The organism is Rhizorhabdus histidinilytica, from assembly GCF_900167915.1.
Classification (GTDB): domain Bacteria; phylum Pseudomonadota; class Alphaproteobacteria; order Sphingomonadales; family Sphingomonadaceae; genus Rhizorhabdus; species Rhizorhabdus histidinilytica.
Genome location: NZ_FUYM01000004.1, coordinates 18,472 through 33,101 on the forward strand (window position 1 = coordinate 18,472; position 14,630 = coordinate 33,101).

General features: G+C 67.7%; 18 protein-coding genes. 10 read left to right on the plus strand and 8 right to left on the minus strand.

The genetic code is table 11. From position 1 onward, the window contains the following. Window positions 1-8: 8 nt before the first annotated feature. A complete protein-coding gene (locus B5X82_RS09575) occupies window positions 9-401 on the minus strand; it encodes a hypothetical protein (RefSeq protein WP_079647940.1) in 393 nt (130 codons plus the stop codon). A gap of 167 nt (window positions 402-568) precedes the next feature. Between B5X82_RS09575 and B5X82_RS09580 the strand changes: the two genes are divergently transcribed. Genes B5X82_RS09580 through B5X82_RS09595 form a run of 4 tightly spaced genes read left to right on the plus strand, consistent with a single transcriptional unit; the run spans window position 569 to window position 3,440 of the window. Continuing rightward, window positions 569-901 carry a hypothetical protein gene (locus B5X82_RS09580; protein ID WP_079647941.1) on the plus strand — a complete coding sequence of 111 codons (333 nt, stop codon included), beginning with the start codon at window positions 569-571 and terminating at the stop codon, window positions 899-901. A gap of 13 nt (window positions 902-914) precedes the next feature. After that, a complete protein-coding gene (locus tag B5X82_RS09585) occupies window positions 915-1,880 on the plus strand; it encodes a hypothetical protein (RefSeq protein WP_139385074.1) in 966 nt (321 codons plus the stop codon). After that, window positions 1,880-2,809 carry a S41 family peptidase gene (locus tag B5X82_RS09590; RefSeq protein ID WP_079647943.1) on the plus strand — a complete coding sequence of 310 codons (930 nt, stop codon included), beginning with the start codon at window positions 1,880-1,882 and terminating at the stop codon, window positions 2,807-2,809. Before B5X82_RS09585 ends, B5X82_RS09590 begins: the two co-directional genes overlap by 1 nt. A gap of 31 nt (window positions 2,810-2,840) precedes the next feature. After that, window positions 2,841-3,440: a TIGR02466 family protein gene (locus B5X82_RS09595; RefSeq protein WP_079647944.1), complete on the plus strand. Its 600-nt coding sequence runs from the start codon at window positions 2,841-2,843 to the stop codon at window positions 3,438-3,440. A gap of 113 nt (window positions 3,441-3,553) precedes the next feature. On the opposite strand, the gene B5X82_RS09600 is transcribed toward B5X82_RS09595, so the two are convergent. From B5X82_RS09600 to B5X82_RS09615, 4 genes are all read right to left on the minus strand, one after another. Next, the gene (locus B5X82_RS09600) at window positions 3,554-4,339 is read right to left on the minus strand and encodes a VOC family protein (RefSeq protein ID WP_079647945.1); all 786 of its coding nucleotides are present in this window, start codon (window positions 4,337-4,339) and stop codon (window positions 3,554-3,556) included. Between the two features lie 14 nt (window positions 4,340-4,353). After that, window positions 4,354-4,824 carry a VOC family protein gene (locus B5X82_RS09605; protein WP_079647946.1) on the minus strand — a complete coding sequence of 157 codons (471 nt, stop codon included), beginning with the start codon at window positions 4,822-4,824 and terminating at the stop codon, window positions 4,354-4,356. 128 nt (window positions 4,825-4,952) lie between these two features. Next, window positions 4,953-5,489, minus strand: coding sequence for a GNAT family N-acetyltransferase (locus tag B5X82_RS09610; protein WP_079647947.1), 537 nt, complete (start codon window positions 5,487-5,489; stop codon window positions 4,953-4,955). Next, on the minus strand, window positions 5,486-5,968 hold the full coding sequence (locus B5X82_RS09615) for an SH3 domain-containing protein (RefSeq protein WP_079647948.1): 483 nt from the start codon (window positions 5,966-5,968) through the stop codon (window positions 5,486-5,488). Before B5X82_RS09615 ends, B5X82_RS09610 begins: the two co-directional genes overlap by 4 nt. A 117-nt stretch (window positions 5,969-6,085) precedes the next feature. Between B5X82_RS09615 and B5X82_RS09620 the strand changes: the two genes are divergently transcribed. After that, window positions 6,086-7,084: a 2-hydroxyacid dehydrogenase gene (locus tag B5X82_RS09620; protein WP_079647949.1), complete on the plus strand. Its 999-nt coding sequence runs from the start codon at window positions 6,086-6,088 to the stop codon at window positions 7,082-7,084. Window positions 7,085-7,218: 134 nt separating this feature from the next. Continuing rightward, a complete protein-coding gene (locus tag B5X82_RS09625) occupies window positions 7,219-7,509 on the plus strand; it encodes a hypothetical protein (RefSeq protein WP_012050756.1) in 291 nt (96 codons plus the stop codon). A gap of 95 nt (window positions 7,510-7,604) precedes the next feature. On the opposite strand, the gene B5X82_RS09630 is transcribed toward B5X82_RS09625, so the two are convergent. Further along, window positions 7,605-8,432 carry an ABC transporter permease gene (locus B5X82_RS09630; RefSeq protein ID WP_377266609.1) on the minus strand — a complete coding sequence of 276 codons (828 nt, stop codon included), beginning with the start codon at window positions 8,430-8,432 and terminating at the stop codon, window positions 7,605-7,607. 79 nt (window positions 8,433-8,511) lie between these two features. Here B5X82_RS09630 and B5X82_RS09635 point away from each other — a divergent pair, with 79 nt between their 5' ends. The 3 genes from B5X82_RS09635 (at window position 8,512) to parE (ending at window position 11,562) form a co-directional block, all read left to right on the plus strand. Continuing rightward, a complete protein-coding gene (locus B5X82_RS09635; protein WP_079647951.1) occupies window positions 8,512-9,171 on the plus strand; it encodes a GcrA family cell cycle regulator in 660 nt (219 codons plus the stop codon). Between the two features lie 31 nt (window positions 9,172-9,202). Then, a complete protein-coding gene (locus B5X82_RS09640) occupies window positions 9,203-9,508 on the plus strand; it encodes an I78 family peptidase inhibitor (RefSeq protein WP_079647952.1) in 306 nt (101 codons plus the stop codon). 71 nt (window positions 9,509-9,579) lie between these two features. Then, the gene (parE, locus tag B5X82_RS09645; protein WP_079647953.1) at window positions 9,580-11,562 is read left to right on the plus strand and encodes a DNA topoisomerase IV subunit B; all 1,983 of its coding nucleotides are present in this window, start codon (window positions 9,580-9,582) and stop codon (window positions 11,560-11,562) included. A 167-nt stretch (window positions 11,563-11,729) separates the two neighbouring features. Here parE and folP read toward each other — a convergent pair whose 3' ends face one another. Both folP and B5X82_RS09655 read right to left on the minus strand, forming a co-directional pair. Further along, window positions 11,730-12,845, minus strand: a complete 1,116-nt coding sequence (folP, locus tag B5X82_RS09650; RefSeq protein WP_079647954.1) for a dihydropteroate synthase — start codon at window positions 12,843-12,845, stop codon at window positions 11,730-11,732. Between the two features lie 40 nt (window positions 12,846-12,885). Next, window positions 12,886-14,034, minus strand: a complete 1,149-nt coding sequence (locus tag B5X82_RS09655; RefSeq protein ID WP_079647955.1) for a site-specific DNA-methyltransferase — start codon at window positions 14,032-14,034, stop codon at window positions 12,886-12,888. 273 nt (window positions 14,035-14,307) lie between these two features. On the opposite strand from B5X82_RS09655, the gene B5X82_RS09660 reads away from it, so the two are divergent. Continuing rightward, window positions 14,308-14,628, plus strand: a complete 321-nt coding sequence (locus B5X82_RS09660) for a hypothetical protein (protein WP_079648376.1) — start codon at window positions 14,308-14,310, stop codon at window positions 14,626-14,628. Window positions 14,629-14,630 lie beyond the last annotated feature (2 nt).

Consider the following 14,630-nt stretch of genomic DNA (forward strand, 5'->3'; position numbering starts at 1 on the left):
CCAATATCTCAGCCCTTCTTCTTCGTATAAGGCACGAACTTGCCGAGACCGAGCGAGCCGCTCGGGAAGCGGGTCGACTGATCAATCAGCCGGACGATATCGATGCTGCACAGGTTGGAGCTGTGCGTGTCGGTGAGCAGGATATCGTTGCGATCGAGAAAGTTCGCGCCCGACGCCGGCCGGTTGAGATACCAGGTGCTGCCGACCTTGTAGAGGATCGCCGTCCGATCAAAGATCTCGGTCGACTGGATCTGGCGCAGCGGGATGCAATCGACCGGCTTCCCGGCCACCCGCCCTTCCAGGGCCTTGGCGATCCGCGCCTCGGGATCGGGACGGGCCGCCTGGGCCGGCAGGGCCGTGGTCATCAACACAGCGCCGATTAAGCACAGAATAGCGCGCATGGCATGGTCTCCATTTCCGCCAGCAATATGCGGTTCAGCTACTGAACCTTCAATGAGCAGGACGGAGCCGGATACTGATTTCCTTTATTTCCTTGCTCCGAAATGAACGCCGGAACCGGGTCGTTTCCTGCCCGTTACCGGCAGCGGACTTCAAAGGAGTACCTGCCATGAAGAAATTGTTCGTCCTTGGCAGCGCGGCCCTGCTCTCTATGGGCGCCCTCACGGCGCCCGCCTCGGCGCAGAGCGCCTCGCACATCCTGCGCGGCGCAGGCATTGGCGCTGCCGGCGGCGTGATCGCAGGCGCGGTCATTCCCGGCCTCTCGATCGGCGAAGGTGCGCTGGTCGGCGGCGCAGGCGGCGTGCTGTACAACACGCTGATCAACAAGGAACACCGCACCTATCGCGGTCGCAGCTATCGCGGCACCACCCGCTACAGCAGCAGTCGCAGCGCCCGTACGGTCGCCGCGACCCCGCAATATCGCAGCTACCGGGCCAACTGACGGCAGCCCGCAGATGAGCGGCGGACCGGCGCGAGCGCTATGGCTGCTGGCGCCGGTCCTGCTCGCGCCGGTTTTTCCAGCAACGACGGTCCCGGCCGCCCCGCCCAGGCAACCGCCGCCTTTCACCGGTGAGCTTCGGCTCGACATGGACGATCCGGTGATCGAGGTCCGGGTCGGCGACGTACCGCTGCGGTTGCGCGTCGCGCTCGACCAGAAACGGCTGATCGAGCTCAACCCCGATGCGGCCGACCGGCTTGCCGCCGACCCGCCCGATCGGCGCTTCCGCTTCGAGTCGGGCTTCGATGCGCTGGTGGGACGCGAGAGGCTCAAGGGCATCCAGGCCGCGGCGCCGATCACCCTCAACGACCGGCGGATGCTGGTGACGATCGCGTCGCATGGCCGCGACTGTTGCGCGGGCGTCGACGGGGAGATCGGGATCGGGCTGCTCCCTTATGCCACGATTCGCTTCGAACGGCCGGGCGCCCGCCCGCCCGAGCGGACCGCCGACTTCCTGATCGACGATAATGACGAACACGGGCCCCAGGCCGGCGTCACGGTGGGACGCGACACGATCTTTGTCCAATTCTCGCTGCAGCGCCCCGAAAGCGTCGCCACCGCCTCGGCCGGGGCGATCCTCGCCCGCGCGCAGGGCGGGCGGCTGACGGACGGCGGATCGGTGGTCGCGGCGTTCGGCATCGAGCGCCCGATCTCGATCCTCGACTTCGACCGGCCCGCCGCGATCGCCGGCTTCCGCTATCCGCGGATCGCGGTCCGCACCGCCGATTTCGGCGGGCGACATGTCTTCCCGGTCGATCCGTCCGAGCCGCAGGACATCGTCGTCGCGAAGAAGGTCCCACTGCAGGAAGCATGGCCGGTCGTGCTGGTCGCGCGCGACCGGCTCGATCGCTGCGGCGAAGCCGCCTATGACGGAAATCGCCACATATTGACGCTGCGCTGCGCCGTCGAAGGAGAGGATTGATGCGCGCCCTGCCCCGCCTCGCCCTGCTGGCGAGCCTGTTCGTCGCGGCGAACGGCCCCGTCCTGGCGCGGGAGACTCCGCTCAACGAGCGGGTGTTTGACCGCGCCTGGGAACTGGTCGCCGACCGCTATTGGGATCCGAAGATGGGCGGCAACGACTGGGGCCAGATCCGCGACCGCTTCTACCCGCAAGCGATCGCCGCCGGCAGCGAGAAGCAGCTCTACGCCGTGATCAACCGGATGCTCGACCAGCTCGACGACAGCCATGTCTATGCGACCAGCCCGAGCGAGCTCGCTCGGTTGAAGGAGCCGCCCGAGGACGGCGACGAACCGGCCGCGCGCCGCATGGTGCGCCTGGACGGCGGGCTGCTGCTGCTCGCCTTCGACCAGTTCGATCCGGGCGACGACCGCTGGATCCGGCGGGCGATCGCGGAGACCCCAGACCTGCGCGGCGTGATCCTCGACCTGCGCAACAACAGCGGCGGACGCGACGACGTGCTCGACAGGATCGCCGGCACCTTCACCCGCGAACGACGGGTGCTGGTCCGGCTCAGCGGGAAGCGCGACATCGAGGAGAAGACGCGCGGATCGGGCGCCAACGCCTATCTCGGCCCGCTCGCGGTGATCGTCGGCCCCGATACGGCGAGCGCGGCGGAGATCCTGGCCTATTTCCTCGACGAGAACGGCGCCTTCACCATCGGCCAGCGCAGCGCGGGCGCGGTGACCGGCGGCGTCGACCACGGGCTGCCCGGCGGCGGGCGGATCACGATCGCCGAATATGACGTCCGCACCGCCAGCGGCAAGCGGCTCGAAGGCGACGGCTTCACCCCGCGCTACCGCGTGTCGGTGGCGAAGAAGCCCAACGACCTGGCGCTGGCCAAGGCGATAGCGCTGCTGAAGGGCGCCGGCTCGCGCGAAGCTCGCCCTTGAACTACGCCCGCGCCCATGCTTGGGGCGGGACATGGCCATCCGCACCCTCTTCGTCACCCGCCTCTACGAGGCGATGATCGACAATCCCGCCCTGATCGAGGAACTGGAGGACTCGGTCCGCATGCTCGCGGCGGAGGACCGGGCGGGCCAGGGCTGGTCGAAGGCGCACGGCTATCGCGGCTACACCTCCTATGCCTCGCTCAACGACCTGCCCGCGCGCGATCCGGTGATCGCCGAGCTGGCGAAGCTGCTCAACGGCCATGTCCGCCGCTTCGCGGAGCAATCGCATCTCGACCTCGGCCGCCGGCTCCGGCTCGACAGCCTGTGGGTCAATCTGATGAAGCCGGGCGCGACCCATTCGGGCCATATCCACCCGCACAGCGTGATCTCCGGCACCTTCTACGTGTGCGTGCCGCCGGGATCGGGCGGGCTGAAGCTGGAGGACCCGCGCCTGCCGCTGATGATGGCCGCGCCGCCGCGCACCCCCGACGCGCCCGAGGACAGCCGCAGCTTCGTCTATGCCGAGCCGAAGCCCGGCATGGTGCTGCTGTGGGAAAGCTGGCTGCGCCACGAAGTGCCGCCCAGCACCGCCAAGGGCGACCGGATCAGCATCAGCTTCAATTATAGCTGAGCGCGCTCGCTCTATCCCGTCACCCCGGCGGAGGCCGGGGTCTCGGGAGAGGAGCGCTGCCCTTCACCTCCTGAGATCCCGGCCTCCGCCGGCATGACGGACAAAGGAGAGGTTCAGCCCTTGCGCGGGCCGGCGATCGAGAACATCGCGCCCTGCGGGTCGAGCGCGTTGATGATCCAGGCGCCGCCCGGAACCTCCTGCGGGCCGAACAGCACGCTGCCACCGTTCGCCGTGATCCGGCCTTGCGCCGCGTCGATGTCGTCGACGTGGAAGTAGAAGGTCCAATAGGGGTTCGGCGCCTGCGCGTCGGTCATCATCCCGCCGACGGTGACGCCGCATTCGGTCGGGCCCGACACCGGCTCCATCGCAAACATCTGATAGGTGCCCATCGGCCCCATATCGAGCGCGTCGGTGGCCGACCAGCCGAACTGGCCGGCGTAGAAATCGAAGCCGGCCTTGCCGTCGCTGCTGTGCAGTTCGTGCCAGTCGATCGCGCCGACCGTGCCCATCGGCACCGGCGGCATATCCATGCCTTCCGGCTGCATCAGGTTGAACATCGCGCCCTGCGGATCGGCGCAGACCGCGAAGCGGCCGATGGTCGGGATCATCTCCGGCTCGCGATAGACCTTGCCGCCGCCGGCGCGGACCTTCTCCACCGCCGCGTCGATGTCGCTGGCATGGATATAGCCGACCCAGCAGGGCTTCATGCCCTGGTCGCGGGCCTCCTTCGGAATCGACATGATCCCCCCGACCCCGCGGCCGCCCGCCTCGACGATCATATAGGGATCCTCGGGCGGGCCGAAGGGCGACAGCGTCCAGCCGACCACGTCCCTGTAGAAGGCCTCGGCCGCGGCGCGGTCGTTGGTCATCAATTCGTACCAGAAGAATTTGCTGGCCATGATGTCTCTCCCGTTCAGGCGTTGGCGACGGCTTTCTCGATCGTCGCGATATCGATCTTCACCATCTTGAACACTTCGGCCATGGCGGCGCGGGACTTGGCCGGGTCCGCCAGGATCTTCCCCATATTCTCGGGCACGATCTGCCAGTTCAGGCCGTAGCGATCGGCCAGCCAGCCGCATTGCTGCGCGGCGCCGCCGGCGAGCAGCCCGTCCCACACCCGATCGAGCTCCGCCTGGTCGTGCGCGCCGAACGACATCGACACCGCCAGTCCATATTCGGCGTCCATGCCGCCGTTGAGCGCCTGCATCTTCTGGCCGGCCAGGGTGAACTCGACCAGCAGCACGTCGCCGACCTTGGGCCCCGGCGAATCGACGGTGGCGCGATGGACGGCGTCGACATGGGAATCGGGCAGGATCGAGCAGTAGAAGCGCGCGGCCTCCTCGGCCTGGTCCTTGAACCACAGGCAGGGGGTAATCCGGGACATGGCATCCTCCTTCGTCACGATGCGATCGATGGGGTTTCATACCCCAACATCGCTACGACGAACCCATCGCCCCCTATCCGACAGCCGTGCGAATTTTTTGCGACGGCCCGAGGCCGCCGCCCATCAGGTCATCCGTGCGGAGAGGCGAAGCGCCGCAACTTGACGACCGGCTTGCCCTTATATTCGGCGTTGCCGATCGGATGATAGCCCAGCTTCTCCGCCACGCGAAGCGACGGTCCGTTGGCGGGATCGACGATGCACACCGTGCGATCGGGGGAGAAGGCGACCTCCATCCAGCGCAGCACCGCCTGCGCCGCCTCGGTCGCGTAGCCGCGGCCATGGACCTCGGTCGACATCATCCAGGCCATCTCGGGGAAGGGATCGAAGTCGTCGCCGAGACCGCGATGGAAATCGGCGAGGCCGACCTCCCCGATCACCCGGCCACCCTGCTTCTCCTCGACGATCAGCATGCCGTAGCCGAGCAGCGACCAGTGGCCCGCGAAGCGCAGCAGCCGGTGCCACGTATCCTCGCGGCTCATCGGATTCTGGTAGATCATCCGCACCGCCTCGGGATCGCTGGTCAGCGCGCAGCAATCCTCATAGTCGCTGATCCGGTGCGGCCGCAGGACGAGCCGCGCCGTCTCGATCGTCGGGCCGAGGCTCATTCGATCACCTCTCCCGGATCGACGCCGTAGATGTGCTCGATCTGGATGTAGCCGCGTTTGCCGCCGACATCGAACAGGCACCAGTCGCTTTCGCACTTGCTGATCCGGCCGACGACGCCCGGCTCGGCGCGCCAATTGAGTTCCGAACCGGTGCTCGGATCGGCGTACATGCCGGCCGGCGCGTCGCCAGTGACGACCGCCGTGCGGGTCGCGCTCAGCAGCGTCGCGAGCATCCAGCCCTCGGTCCCGTCCTGCTCGCGGATACGGCGCCAGTTGCCGTAGACCTGAACCACCTGCACCGGCAGATCGCGGCGGCGATAGCGCCAGGTGGCGGGATAAGTGCGCTCGGGCCCGGTACGCAGCATCGCGTCGCCGGTCGCGATCGAGGCCCAATAGGGTACGCGGCGCTCCTGCGCCTCCCCCGCCCCTGCGATCAGCAACGCGCCCAGCAGCGTCCAGCCCAGTTTCTTCACCATCATTCCCCAATCGGCACCTCCCCCCATAGTAGAGGGCGGCCATCGCGGTTCAAGGGCCTCAGGCCCGAGAGTCGAGACGCCCCGCTTGCGCTCGGCGCCGGCCGGGATTAGCGACAGCCCATGACCGAGCAAGAGCGCCCCCGCCATCCCAAGCTGGTCGTCACCCGCCGCCTTCCTCCACAGATCGAGGCGCGGATGAGCGAACTGTTCGACGTCGAGCTGAGCGAGGACGATCTTGCGTTGAATCCGCAGGCGCTCGCCGCCGCCGCGGCACGTTGCGACGTGCTCGTCCCGACCATCACCGACCATGTCGACGCCGACATCATCGCGGCGGGCCGTGGCAGGCTGCGGCTGATCGCCAATTTCGGCAATGGCGTCGACCATATCGACCTGAAGGCCGCGCGCGCCGCGGGCATCATCGTCACCAACACCCCCGGCGTCCTGACCGAGGACACCGCCGACATGACGATGGCGCTGATCCTGTCGGTGCCGCGGCGGCTGGCCGAGGGCGAGAAGCTGGTACGCTCGGGAAACTGGACCGGCTGGAGCCCTGCTTCGATGCTCGGCCATCGCGTGTCGGGCAAGCGGCTCGGCATCGTCGGCATGGGCCGGATCGGCCGCGCCGTCGCCCGCCGCGCCGCCGCCTTCAACCTGACGGTGAGCTATCACAACCGCCACCGCCTGCCCGAGACGGTCGAGCAGGAGCTCGCCGCGCGTTACGAGCCCGATCTCGACCGGTTGCTGGTGGACAGCGACATCGTCACGATCCACTGCCCGCACACGCCCGAGACCGAGAATCTGATCGACGCCCGGCGGCTCGCGCTGCTGTCCGAGCATCTCTATCTGATCAACACGGCGCGCGGCCCGATCATCGACGAGGAAGCGCTGCTCGACCGGCTGGAACGCGGCGCGATCGCGGGCGCTGGTCTCGACGTCTTCGCGCATGAGCCGGCGATCGATCCCCGGCTGCTCGCGCTCGACAATGTCGTGCTGCTGCCGCACATGGGCTCGGCCACCTTCGAAGGCCGCGCCGAGACCGGCGAGCGGGTGATCGCCAATATCCGCCAATGGGCCGACGGCCATCGCCCGCGCGACCAGGTGTTCGAAGGCTGGGTTTGAAGCCCTGAGATGAACGAGGCTTTCAGCGCGCGTTCAGTTGACCTTTCCTATACGAAACAACGTCGGATGAACGGCGGAACCCATGTCGGGCGGCCACGTTTGTCAGGCACGCGTTTGCAGGAAGGGAAGTAGTCATGAAGACGATCAAGATCATTGCGGCGGTCTCCGCCCTGTCGGTCGCCGGTGCGGGCGCTCCCGCCTTTGCGCAGAGCGCCGAACATATTCTTCGCGGCGCCGGCATCGGCGCTGCCGGCGGCGTGGTCGCCGGTGCGGTGATCCCGGGCCTGTCGGTGGGCGAAGGCGCCCTGATCGGCGGCGCCGGTGGCGCGCTGGTCAACACCCTCAACAAGGAACGCCGCTATTATCGCGATAGCCACGGCCGGAAATACTACATCGATAAGCACGGCCGTCGCCGTTATAAGTAAGAGACCGAACGGATCGGCTCAGGACCGCCCCCGCATGTCGGGGGCGGTTTTTCTTCTACCGCCATCCCGGCGGAGGCCGGGATGGCGCCCGGTTCCTAACTTTTGATCTTCCAGCCGCGGTCGAGGGCCACATAATTGGCCCAGACGAGCAGCAGGTTGATCACCAGCAGGCTGATCGCTCCGATCAGGACCGGCGAGTCGGCGGTGCCGATGAAGCCGTAGCGGAAGCCCGAGATCACGTAGAAGAACGGGTTGGCGTGGCTCAGCGCCTGGAACACGCCGTGCAGGTTCTCGATCGAATAGAAGGTGCCCGACAGCAGCGACAGCGGCCCGACCACGAAATTCTGGATCGCGGCGCTATGGTCGAACTTGTCCGCCCAGATCGAGGTGAGCACCCCGATCAGACTGAGCAGCGTCGATCCCATCACCCCGAACCATAGCACGGCGACGGGATGGACCGGGATCACGTCGACCCCTGGCCAGAACAACATCGCCACCCACAGCGCCAGTCCGACCAGGATCGCGCGGGTCACCGCCGCGCCGACCAGCGCGGCCAGCATCTCGCCGGTCGACAAAGGCGGCATGAGATAATCGATGATCGTCCCCTGCATCTTGCCGACCAGCAGCGAGAAGCTGGAATTGGCGAAGGCGGCGTTCATCATGCCCATCACGATCAGGCCCGGCGCGACGAAGGTGGCGAAGGGATGTCCCATCACCTCCCGCCCGCCGCGGCCGAGCGCGACGCTGAAAATGATCAGGTACAGCAGGGTGGTGAACGCCGGGGCCCAGATTGTCTGAAGCTGGACCTTGAAGAAACGCTTCACCTCCTTCACATAGAGGGCGCGCATTCCCCCCCAGTTGAAGAACGGGATCACCGGCTCGCCTGGCGTGGGAATCACGAATTTTTTGGGCTGGTCGCTCATGGGCATTTCGCCTATCGGCTCCCCGCCCCGCCTGCAAGAGCCTGGGGACGCCGGGCGCGGGCGCAGACGAGGTGAAAGCATGTCCTGGACGGAAGAACGGATAGACCAGCTCAAGCGCCTGTGGGGACAGGGGATGACGGCGAGCCAGATCGCCGACGAGCTTGGCGGCGTCAGCCGTAACGCGGTTATCGGCAAGGCCCATCGCCTGGGGCTCGAGGCACGTCCCTCTCCGGTGAAGGGCGGCGATGCCGCCGCATCGGGCGGTTCCAGCCCCGCCGCAGCGACGCCCGCTCCCGAAAAAGCCGCCGCGCCGCCGCCGCGCCCGGCCCCGACACCTGCCCCGGCCCCCGTGTCGCCGCCGCCCGCTGCCGCGGCGCCCGCCCCCGCGCCGACGACGCCGCAGCCGATCGTCCGCTCGATCGGCCCGGGCGGCTTCCAGCGCCAGGCCCCCGGTGAGCAGAGCAGCCCGATCCCGCCGGCACCGCCCCGCCGGCTGGTCCCTGCCAAGCCGTCGGCGGAGATGGCGGACAAGACCAGCCTGCTCGACCTCAACGACAAGGTCTGCAAATGGCCGCTCGGCCATCCGGGCGAGCCGGACTTCCATTTCTGCGGCGAGCCGATCAATCCCGGCTTCCCCTATTGCCTCGAGCATTGCTCGGTCGCCTATCAGGCGCAGCTGCCGCGCCGCGACCGCCGGCCGCCGCCGCCCTTGCCCTTTGGCGGTCCGCGCGTCAGATAATTCCCTTCGCAACATCGCGAGAGGAAGATCGATGCGGACATGGGTGATCGGGCTGTCGGCGCTGGCGCTGGGCGGATGCACGGCGACAGTATCGGAACCGGGCCAGGCGGTGCCTGAATCGAACGCCGTGCCGCCGGTCGCCTGCGCGGCTGGCCGCGCCGAAGCCTTCGTCGGCCAGAACGGCCAGGCCGTCGCCGAGCAGGCCCGCACCGCGGCCGGCGCCAAGACGGTGCGCGTGATCGCGCCCGGCCAGGCCGTGACGATGGACTATCGCACCGACCGGCTGAACGTCGAGACCGACGCGGCAGGCAATGTCGTGAAGGTCTATTGCGGCTGACCGCGCGGAGCGGCGCCGGCATGTCGGCGCCACTTTCCTTTTGGCGTCGAGCGGCTTTATAGTCGCCGGCAATGTCCGACGATCTCTTCGCCTCCGCGCCGTCCACCAGTTCCGGAAATTATGATGCCTCGGCCATCGAGGTGCTGGAGGGGCTCGAACCCGTCCGGCGACGGCCCGGCATGTATATCGGCGGCACCGACGAGCGCGCCTATCACCACCTCGCCGCGGAGGTGCTCGACAATGCGATGGACGAGGCAGTCGCGGGCCACGCCAACCGGATCGAGGTGTCGCTGCAGGTCGGCAACCGGCTTACCATTGTCGACAATGGCCGCGGTATCCCGGTCGACCCGCACCCGAAATTCCCCGGCAAGTCCGCGCTCGAGGTGATCCTGAGCACGCTCCACTCGGGCGGCAAGTTCAGCGACAAGGCCTATGCCACCTCTGGCGGCCTGCACGGCGTCGGCGTGTCCGTGGTCAATGCGCTGTCGACCGAGACGGTGATCGAGGTCGCCCGCAACAAGGAGTTGTTCCGCCAGCGCTTCTCGCGCGGGACCACGCTGGGCCCGATCGAGAAGCTCGGTGCGGCGCCCAACCGGCGCGGCACCAGCGTCTCCTTCACCCCCGATCCCGAGATATTCGGCCCGAGCGCGCATTTCCGCCCCGGCCGGCTGATGCGGCTCGCCCGGTCGAAGGCCTATCTGTTCGCGGGCGTCGAGATCCGCTGGAAATGTGATCCCTCGCTGATCGGCGACGACACCCCGGCCGAAGCGGTGTTCCAGTTCCCCGGCGGCCTGTCCGACCATCTGCGCGAGCAGATCGGCACCCGCGAATGCGCGACGAGCCAGTTCTTCTCGGGCCGGCAGGAGTTCGCCGACGGCCAGGGATCGGTCGAATGGGCGGTCGCCTGGCCACTCTGGTCCGAAGGCTCGTACAGCTATTATTGCAACACCATCCCGACCCCCGACGGCGGCACCCACGAAACGGGCCTGCGCGCCGCGCTGGTCAAGGGCATCCGCAGCTTCGCCGAGCTGGTCGGCAACAAACGCGCCAAGGACGTCACCGCCGACGACATCGTCACCGGCTCGGAGCAGATGCTGTCGGTGTTCATCCGCGATCCGCAGTTCCAGAGCCAGACCAAGGACCGGCTGACCTCGCCCGACGCCGCGCGGCTCGTAGAGAATGCGGTGCGCGACCATTTCGACCATTTCCTCGCCGACAATATGGAGCGGGGCAAGGCGCTGCTCGCCTTCGTCCTCGACCGGATGGACGATCGCCTGCGCCGCAAGGCGGAGCGCGACATCAAGCGCAAGACCGCGACCTCGTCGCGCAAGCTGCGCCTGCCCGGCAAGCTCACCGACTGCGCGAACGACTCGCCCGAAGGGACCGAGATGTTCATCGTCGAGGGCGACTCGGCCGGCGGATCCGCCAAGCAGGCGCGCGACCGCAAGACCCAGGCGATCCTCCCGATCCGCGGCAAGATCCTGAACGTCGCTTCGGCGAACAGCGCGAAGATCGGCGCGAACCAGGAAATCGCCGACATGATCCAGGCGCTCGGCTGCGGCACCCGCGACAAATGCAACGTCGACCTGCTGCGCTACGAGCGGGTCGTGATCATGACCGACGCCGATGTCGACGGCGCCCATATCGCGACGCTGCTGATGACCTTCTTCTTCCAGGAGATGCCCGACCTCGTCCGCGAGGGGCATCTCTACCTGGCGCAGCCGCCGCTCTATCGCCTGACCGCCGGCACCAAGAGCGTCTACGCCCGCGACGACGAGCATCGCGCCGAGATCGAGGCGAACGAGTTCAAGGGCAAGAAGGTCGAGGTCGCGCGCTTCAAGGGTCTGGGCGAGATGAACCCGCAGCAGCTCCGCGAGACGACGATGGACCCCGCGACCCGCACCCTGCTGCGCGTCACCCTGCCCCAGGAATATGAGGAACGCGCCAGCGTCCGCGATCTCGTCGACCGGCTGATGGGCAAGAACCCCGAGCATCGCTTCGCCTTCATCCAGGCGAACGCGGCCAGCGTCGATGACGAGGTGATCGATGTGTAGGTGGTTGGGGCGCGTCCCGACGCAGAGCTAATCGTCGGAGCCCGACAGGGCTCCGCAAGCGCGAACCCGCGCCGGAGCTCCGTGCTCGCCAGCGCCCCGCGCTGGCTGCGCTGTCGCTTATGCGAGGATAGCCAAGCGGGCGGATGCCCGCGTCGGCGCTTGAGGCATCACGAAATCGGCGTCAGCGCCTCGTCGCGCATTCCCCGCCACACGCGGATCGCCTGCAAAGTCTCGGGCACGTCGTGGACGCGCACTATCTGCACCCCCATCTGCACGCCGTGAAGGGCGAGCGCGACCGAGCCGCCGAGCCGCCGATCGACCGGGGCCTCGTTCGACAGGGCGCCAATGATCCGCTTGCGGCTGGCGCCCAGCAGGAGCGGACAGCCGAGGCCGTGGAACAGCGCCAGCCCGTTCAATATCTGGAGATTGTGACGGAGGTTCTTGCCGAAGCCGATGCCGGGATCGACGATGATCCGGCTGCGCGCGATGCCCGCCGCCTCGGCGAAGACGATCCGCTCCGCCAGCCAGTCATAGACCTCGATCAGCGTGTCGCCATAGCGCGGCTCGCGCTGCATCGTCTCGGGGTCGCCCTGATGATGCATCAGCACGACCGGGCAATCGTGGCGCGCCAGCAGCGCCGCCGCCGCGGGATCATAGCCCAGCGCGGAGACGTCGTTGACGATCGCCGCCCCGGCGGCCAGCGCCGCCGCCATCACCGCCGCCTTGCGCGTATCGATCGAGACGATCGCCCCGCCCGCCGCCAGCCGGCGCACCACCGGCTCGATCCGGGCGATCTCGTCGCCCTCCCAGACGGGCTTGGCGCCCGGCCGGGTGGATTCTCCGCCGACGTCGACGATCGCCGCCCCTGCCTCGACCGCCGCGAAGGCACCGTCGGTCGCGGCGGCGGGATCGTCGAGATGGTTGCCGCCGTCCGAGAAGCTGTCGGGCGTGATGTTGAGGATCAGCATGACCTGCGGCTGATCGAAGCGCAGGATGCGCGCGCCGAGTTCGACCGGCGGGCGCGGCGCCGCGATCCGCGCGATCGTTCGCCGCGCGTCCTCCGCCTGGTCGCCGGACAGGGTGGCGACGAACGCCTCGGTCGCGGCGACGGGGACGTGGCGGGTCTCGATCCGCTGCCCCCCATCGACGGCGATCACCTCATAGGCGGAGAACCAGACCAGCCCCCCCGCGAGCCGCGCCACGGCGCCCTCGGCATGGCCGAAGGGCGAGGCGATGAAAGCGGTCGGCCGGAAATAGAGCCGTGCATAGCGGGAGATACTCATGGCGCCCGCCTATTCGGTCGGAGGGCTCGAGAAAAGCCCGTCAGCTGCCGAGTTCGGCAAGATGGCGCTGGCGCACCGCATCGATCGGCTCGAGCCCCTGGGCGGTCTCGATGTGCCAGAAGCTCCAGCCATTGCACGACGGCGCCTTCTGGAGCTGCGCGCCAAGCCGATGGATCGAACCGATCGCGCCGCAGCCGCTCGACAGCATCCCGTCGGCGCGGACCGTGGCCGACCAGCGGCGCTTGGCGTCGGTGACGATCGATCCCGGCGGGATCAGCCCGCCTTCGACGAGCAGGCCGAAGGCGATGCGCGGCATGGCCTTCTTCTCGGGGATCGACATCATCGCGCTCTCGTCGAGCGGCAGGGTCGCGGCGATGCGCTGAGTCGCGACCTTGATATATTTGTCCTCGCGCTCGATCCCGATCCAGCGGCGGCCGAGCCGGCGAGCGACGGCGCCGGTGGTGCCGGTGCCGAAGAAGGGATCGAGGACGAGGTCGCCCGGCTCGGTGCAGGCCAGCATCACGCGGTAGAGCAGGCTTTCCGGCTTCTGGGTCGGGTGCGCCTTGTGGCCGTCGTCGTCCTTCAGCCGCTCCCCGCCCGAGCAGATCGGCAGGGTCCAGTCGGACCGCATCTGCACGTCGTCGTTGAGCGCCTTCATCGTGCGGTAGTTGAAGGTGTATTTCGCCTTCTCCGCCTTCGAGCACCAGATCAGCGTCTCATGCGCATTGGTGAAGCGGGTGCCCTTGAAATTGGGCATCGGGTTCGCCTTGCGCCAGACGATATCGTTGAGGATCCAGAAACCCTGGTCCTGCAACGCGGTGCCGACGCGGAAGATGTTGTGATAGCTGCCGATCACCCAGATCGTGCCGTCGTCCTTGAGGATGCGGTGCGCCTCGCGCAACCAGTCGCGGGTGAAGCGATCATAGGCTGCGAAGGTGTCGAACTTGTCCCAGTCGTCGTCGACCGCATCGACCTGGCTGCCATCGGGGCGATGCAGGTCACCGCCGAGCTGGAGATTGTAGGGCGGGTCGGCGAAGATCATGTCGACGCAGCGATCGGGCAGAGCGCGCATCGCCTCGATGCAGTCGCCACGAAGGATCTCGTTGAGCGGCAGGCGCGCCGGCGGCGCAGCCTCGACATTCGCCCGCCGTGCCCGGCGGGTCGCCGGAATCTTTTCGAGAACACCCATGGAAAAACCATCCCCCTTCGAATTGTCTTAAGGGTGAGTCATCGGGACTCTTCGGTCAAGATCAATGTTTTGGCACTCGAATCTGAGATTCCGATGAAGCCGGATGAACGAAAGGAGTCCGTTACCTCATATTGAGTCTCAACAGTTGGGGGAGACTCAATCCCTTGTGGTGTGGCGCCGAGGACTCACCCCTGTTGCTTTCGCGAAAAAAAGTTGGAACGGGTCGATCGGCCCGCCGTTCTTGCCGCCATGAGGCCGCTTTCGCCCCGCCGGATGTCGCCACTGCTGCTCTGCATGTTCGCCGCCATGACGGGCGGGATCACGGCCGGGGCAGTCGCCGTCCATGGCCTCCGCCCCAACAGCTACGGCCCGATGGAACCGCCCTCGCTGTTCGCACCGGCCGAGGCCGGCGAGCCGTCCGAAACCGACGATACGCCGGACGATCTGCTGTCGGCGGCGCGCTGCGACCAGTGCAGCGAGCGCGACCTGGGCTATCGCTGGGCGGTCCTCGCAGCGGTCCACGAGCCCGGGCAATGCCCGAACGACAGCTGGGCCTTCCGGCGCGGCTGTCTCGATTATGTCGGCGGAATCTGACC

Excerpts from the sequence above, each read along its gene's own strand:
- B5X82_RS09575 (WP_079647940.1), bottom strand. The coding sequence starts at position 401 with ATGCGCGCTATTCTGTGCTTAATCGGCGCTGTGTTGATGACCACGGCC.
- B5X82_RS09580 (WP_079647941.1), top strand. The coding sequence starts at position 569 with ATGAAGAAATTGTTCGTCCTTGGCAGCGCGGCCCTGCTCTCTATGGGC.
- B5X82_RS09585 (WP_139385074.1), top strand. The coding sequence starts at position 915 with ATGAGCGGCGGACCGGCGCGAGCGCTATGGCTGCTGGCGCCGGTCCTG.
- B5X82_RS09590 (WP_079647943.1), top strand. The coding sequence starts at position 1,880 with ATGCGCGCCCTGCCCCGCCTCGCCCTGCTGGCGAGCCTGTTCGTCGCG.
- B5X82_RS09595 (WP_079647944.1), top strand. The coding sequence starts at position 2,841 with ATGGCCATCCGCACCCTCTTCGTCACCCGCCTCTACGAGGCGATGATC.
- B5X82_RS09600 (WP_079647945.1), bottom strand. The coding sequence starts at position 4,339 with ATGGCCAGCAAATTCTTCTGGTACGAATTGATGACCAACGACCGCGCC.
- B5X82_RS09605 (WP_079647946.1), bottom strand. The coding sequence starts at position 4,824 with ATGTCCCGGATTACCCCCTGCCTGTGGTTCAAGGACCAGGCCGAGGAG.
- B5X82_RS09610 (WP_079647947.1), bottom strand. The coding sequence starts at position 5,489 with ATGAGCCTCGGCCCGACGATCGAGACGGCGCGGCTCGTCCTGCGGCCG.
- B5X82_RS09615 (WP_079647948.1), bottom strand. The coding sequence starts at position 5,968 with ATGATGGTGAAGAAACTGGGCTGGACGCTGCTGGGCGCGTTGCTGATC.
- B5X82_RS09620 (WP_079647949.1), top strand. The coding sequence starts at position 6,086 with ATGACCGAGCAAGAGCGCCCCCGCCATCCCAAGCTGGTCGTCACCCGC.
- B5X82_RS09625 (WP_012050756.1), top strand. The coding sequence starts at position 7,219 with ATGAAGACGATCAAGATCATTGCGGCGGTCTCCGCCCTGTCGGTCGCC.
- B5X82_RS09630 (WP_377266609.1), bottom strand. The coding sequence starts at position 8,432 with ATGAGCGACCAGCCCAAAAAATTCGTGATTCCCACGCCAGGCGAGCCG.
- B5X82_RS09635 (WP_079647951.1), top strand. The coding sequence starts at position 8,512 with ATGTCCTGGACGGAAGAACGGATAGACCAGCTCAAGCGCCTGTGGGGA.
- B5X82_RS09640 (WP_079647952.1), top strand. The coding sequence starts at position 9,203 with ATGCGGACATGGGTGATCGGGCTGTCGGCGCTGGCGCTGGGCGGATGC.
- parE (WP_079647953.1), top strand. The coding sequence starts at position 9,580 with ATGTCCGACGATCTCTTCGCCTCCGCGCCGTCCACCAGTTCCGGAAAT.
- folP (WP_079647954.1), bottom strand. The coding sequence starts at position 12,845 with ATGAGTATCTCCCGCTATGCACGGCTCTATTTCCGGCCGACCGCTTTC.
- B5X82_RS09655 (WP_079647955.1), bottom strand. The coding sequence starts at position 14,034 with ATGGGTGTTCTCGAAAAGATTCCGGCGACCCGCCGGGCACGGCGGGCG.
- B5X82_RS09660 (WP_079648376.1), top strand. The coding sequence starts at position 14,308 with ATGTCGCCACTGCTGCTCTGCATGTTCGCCGCCATGACGGGCGGGATC.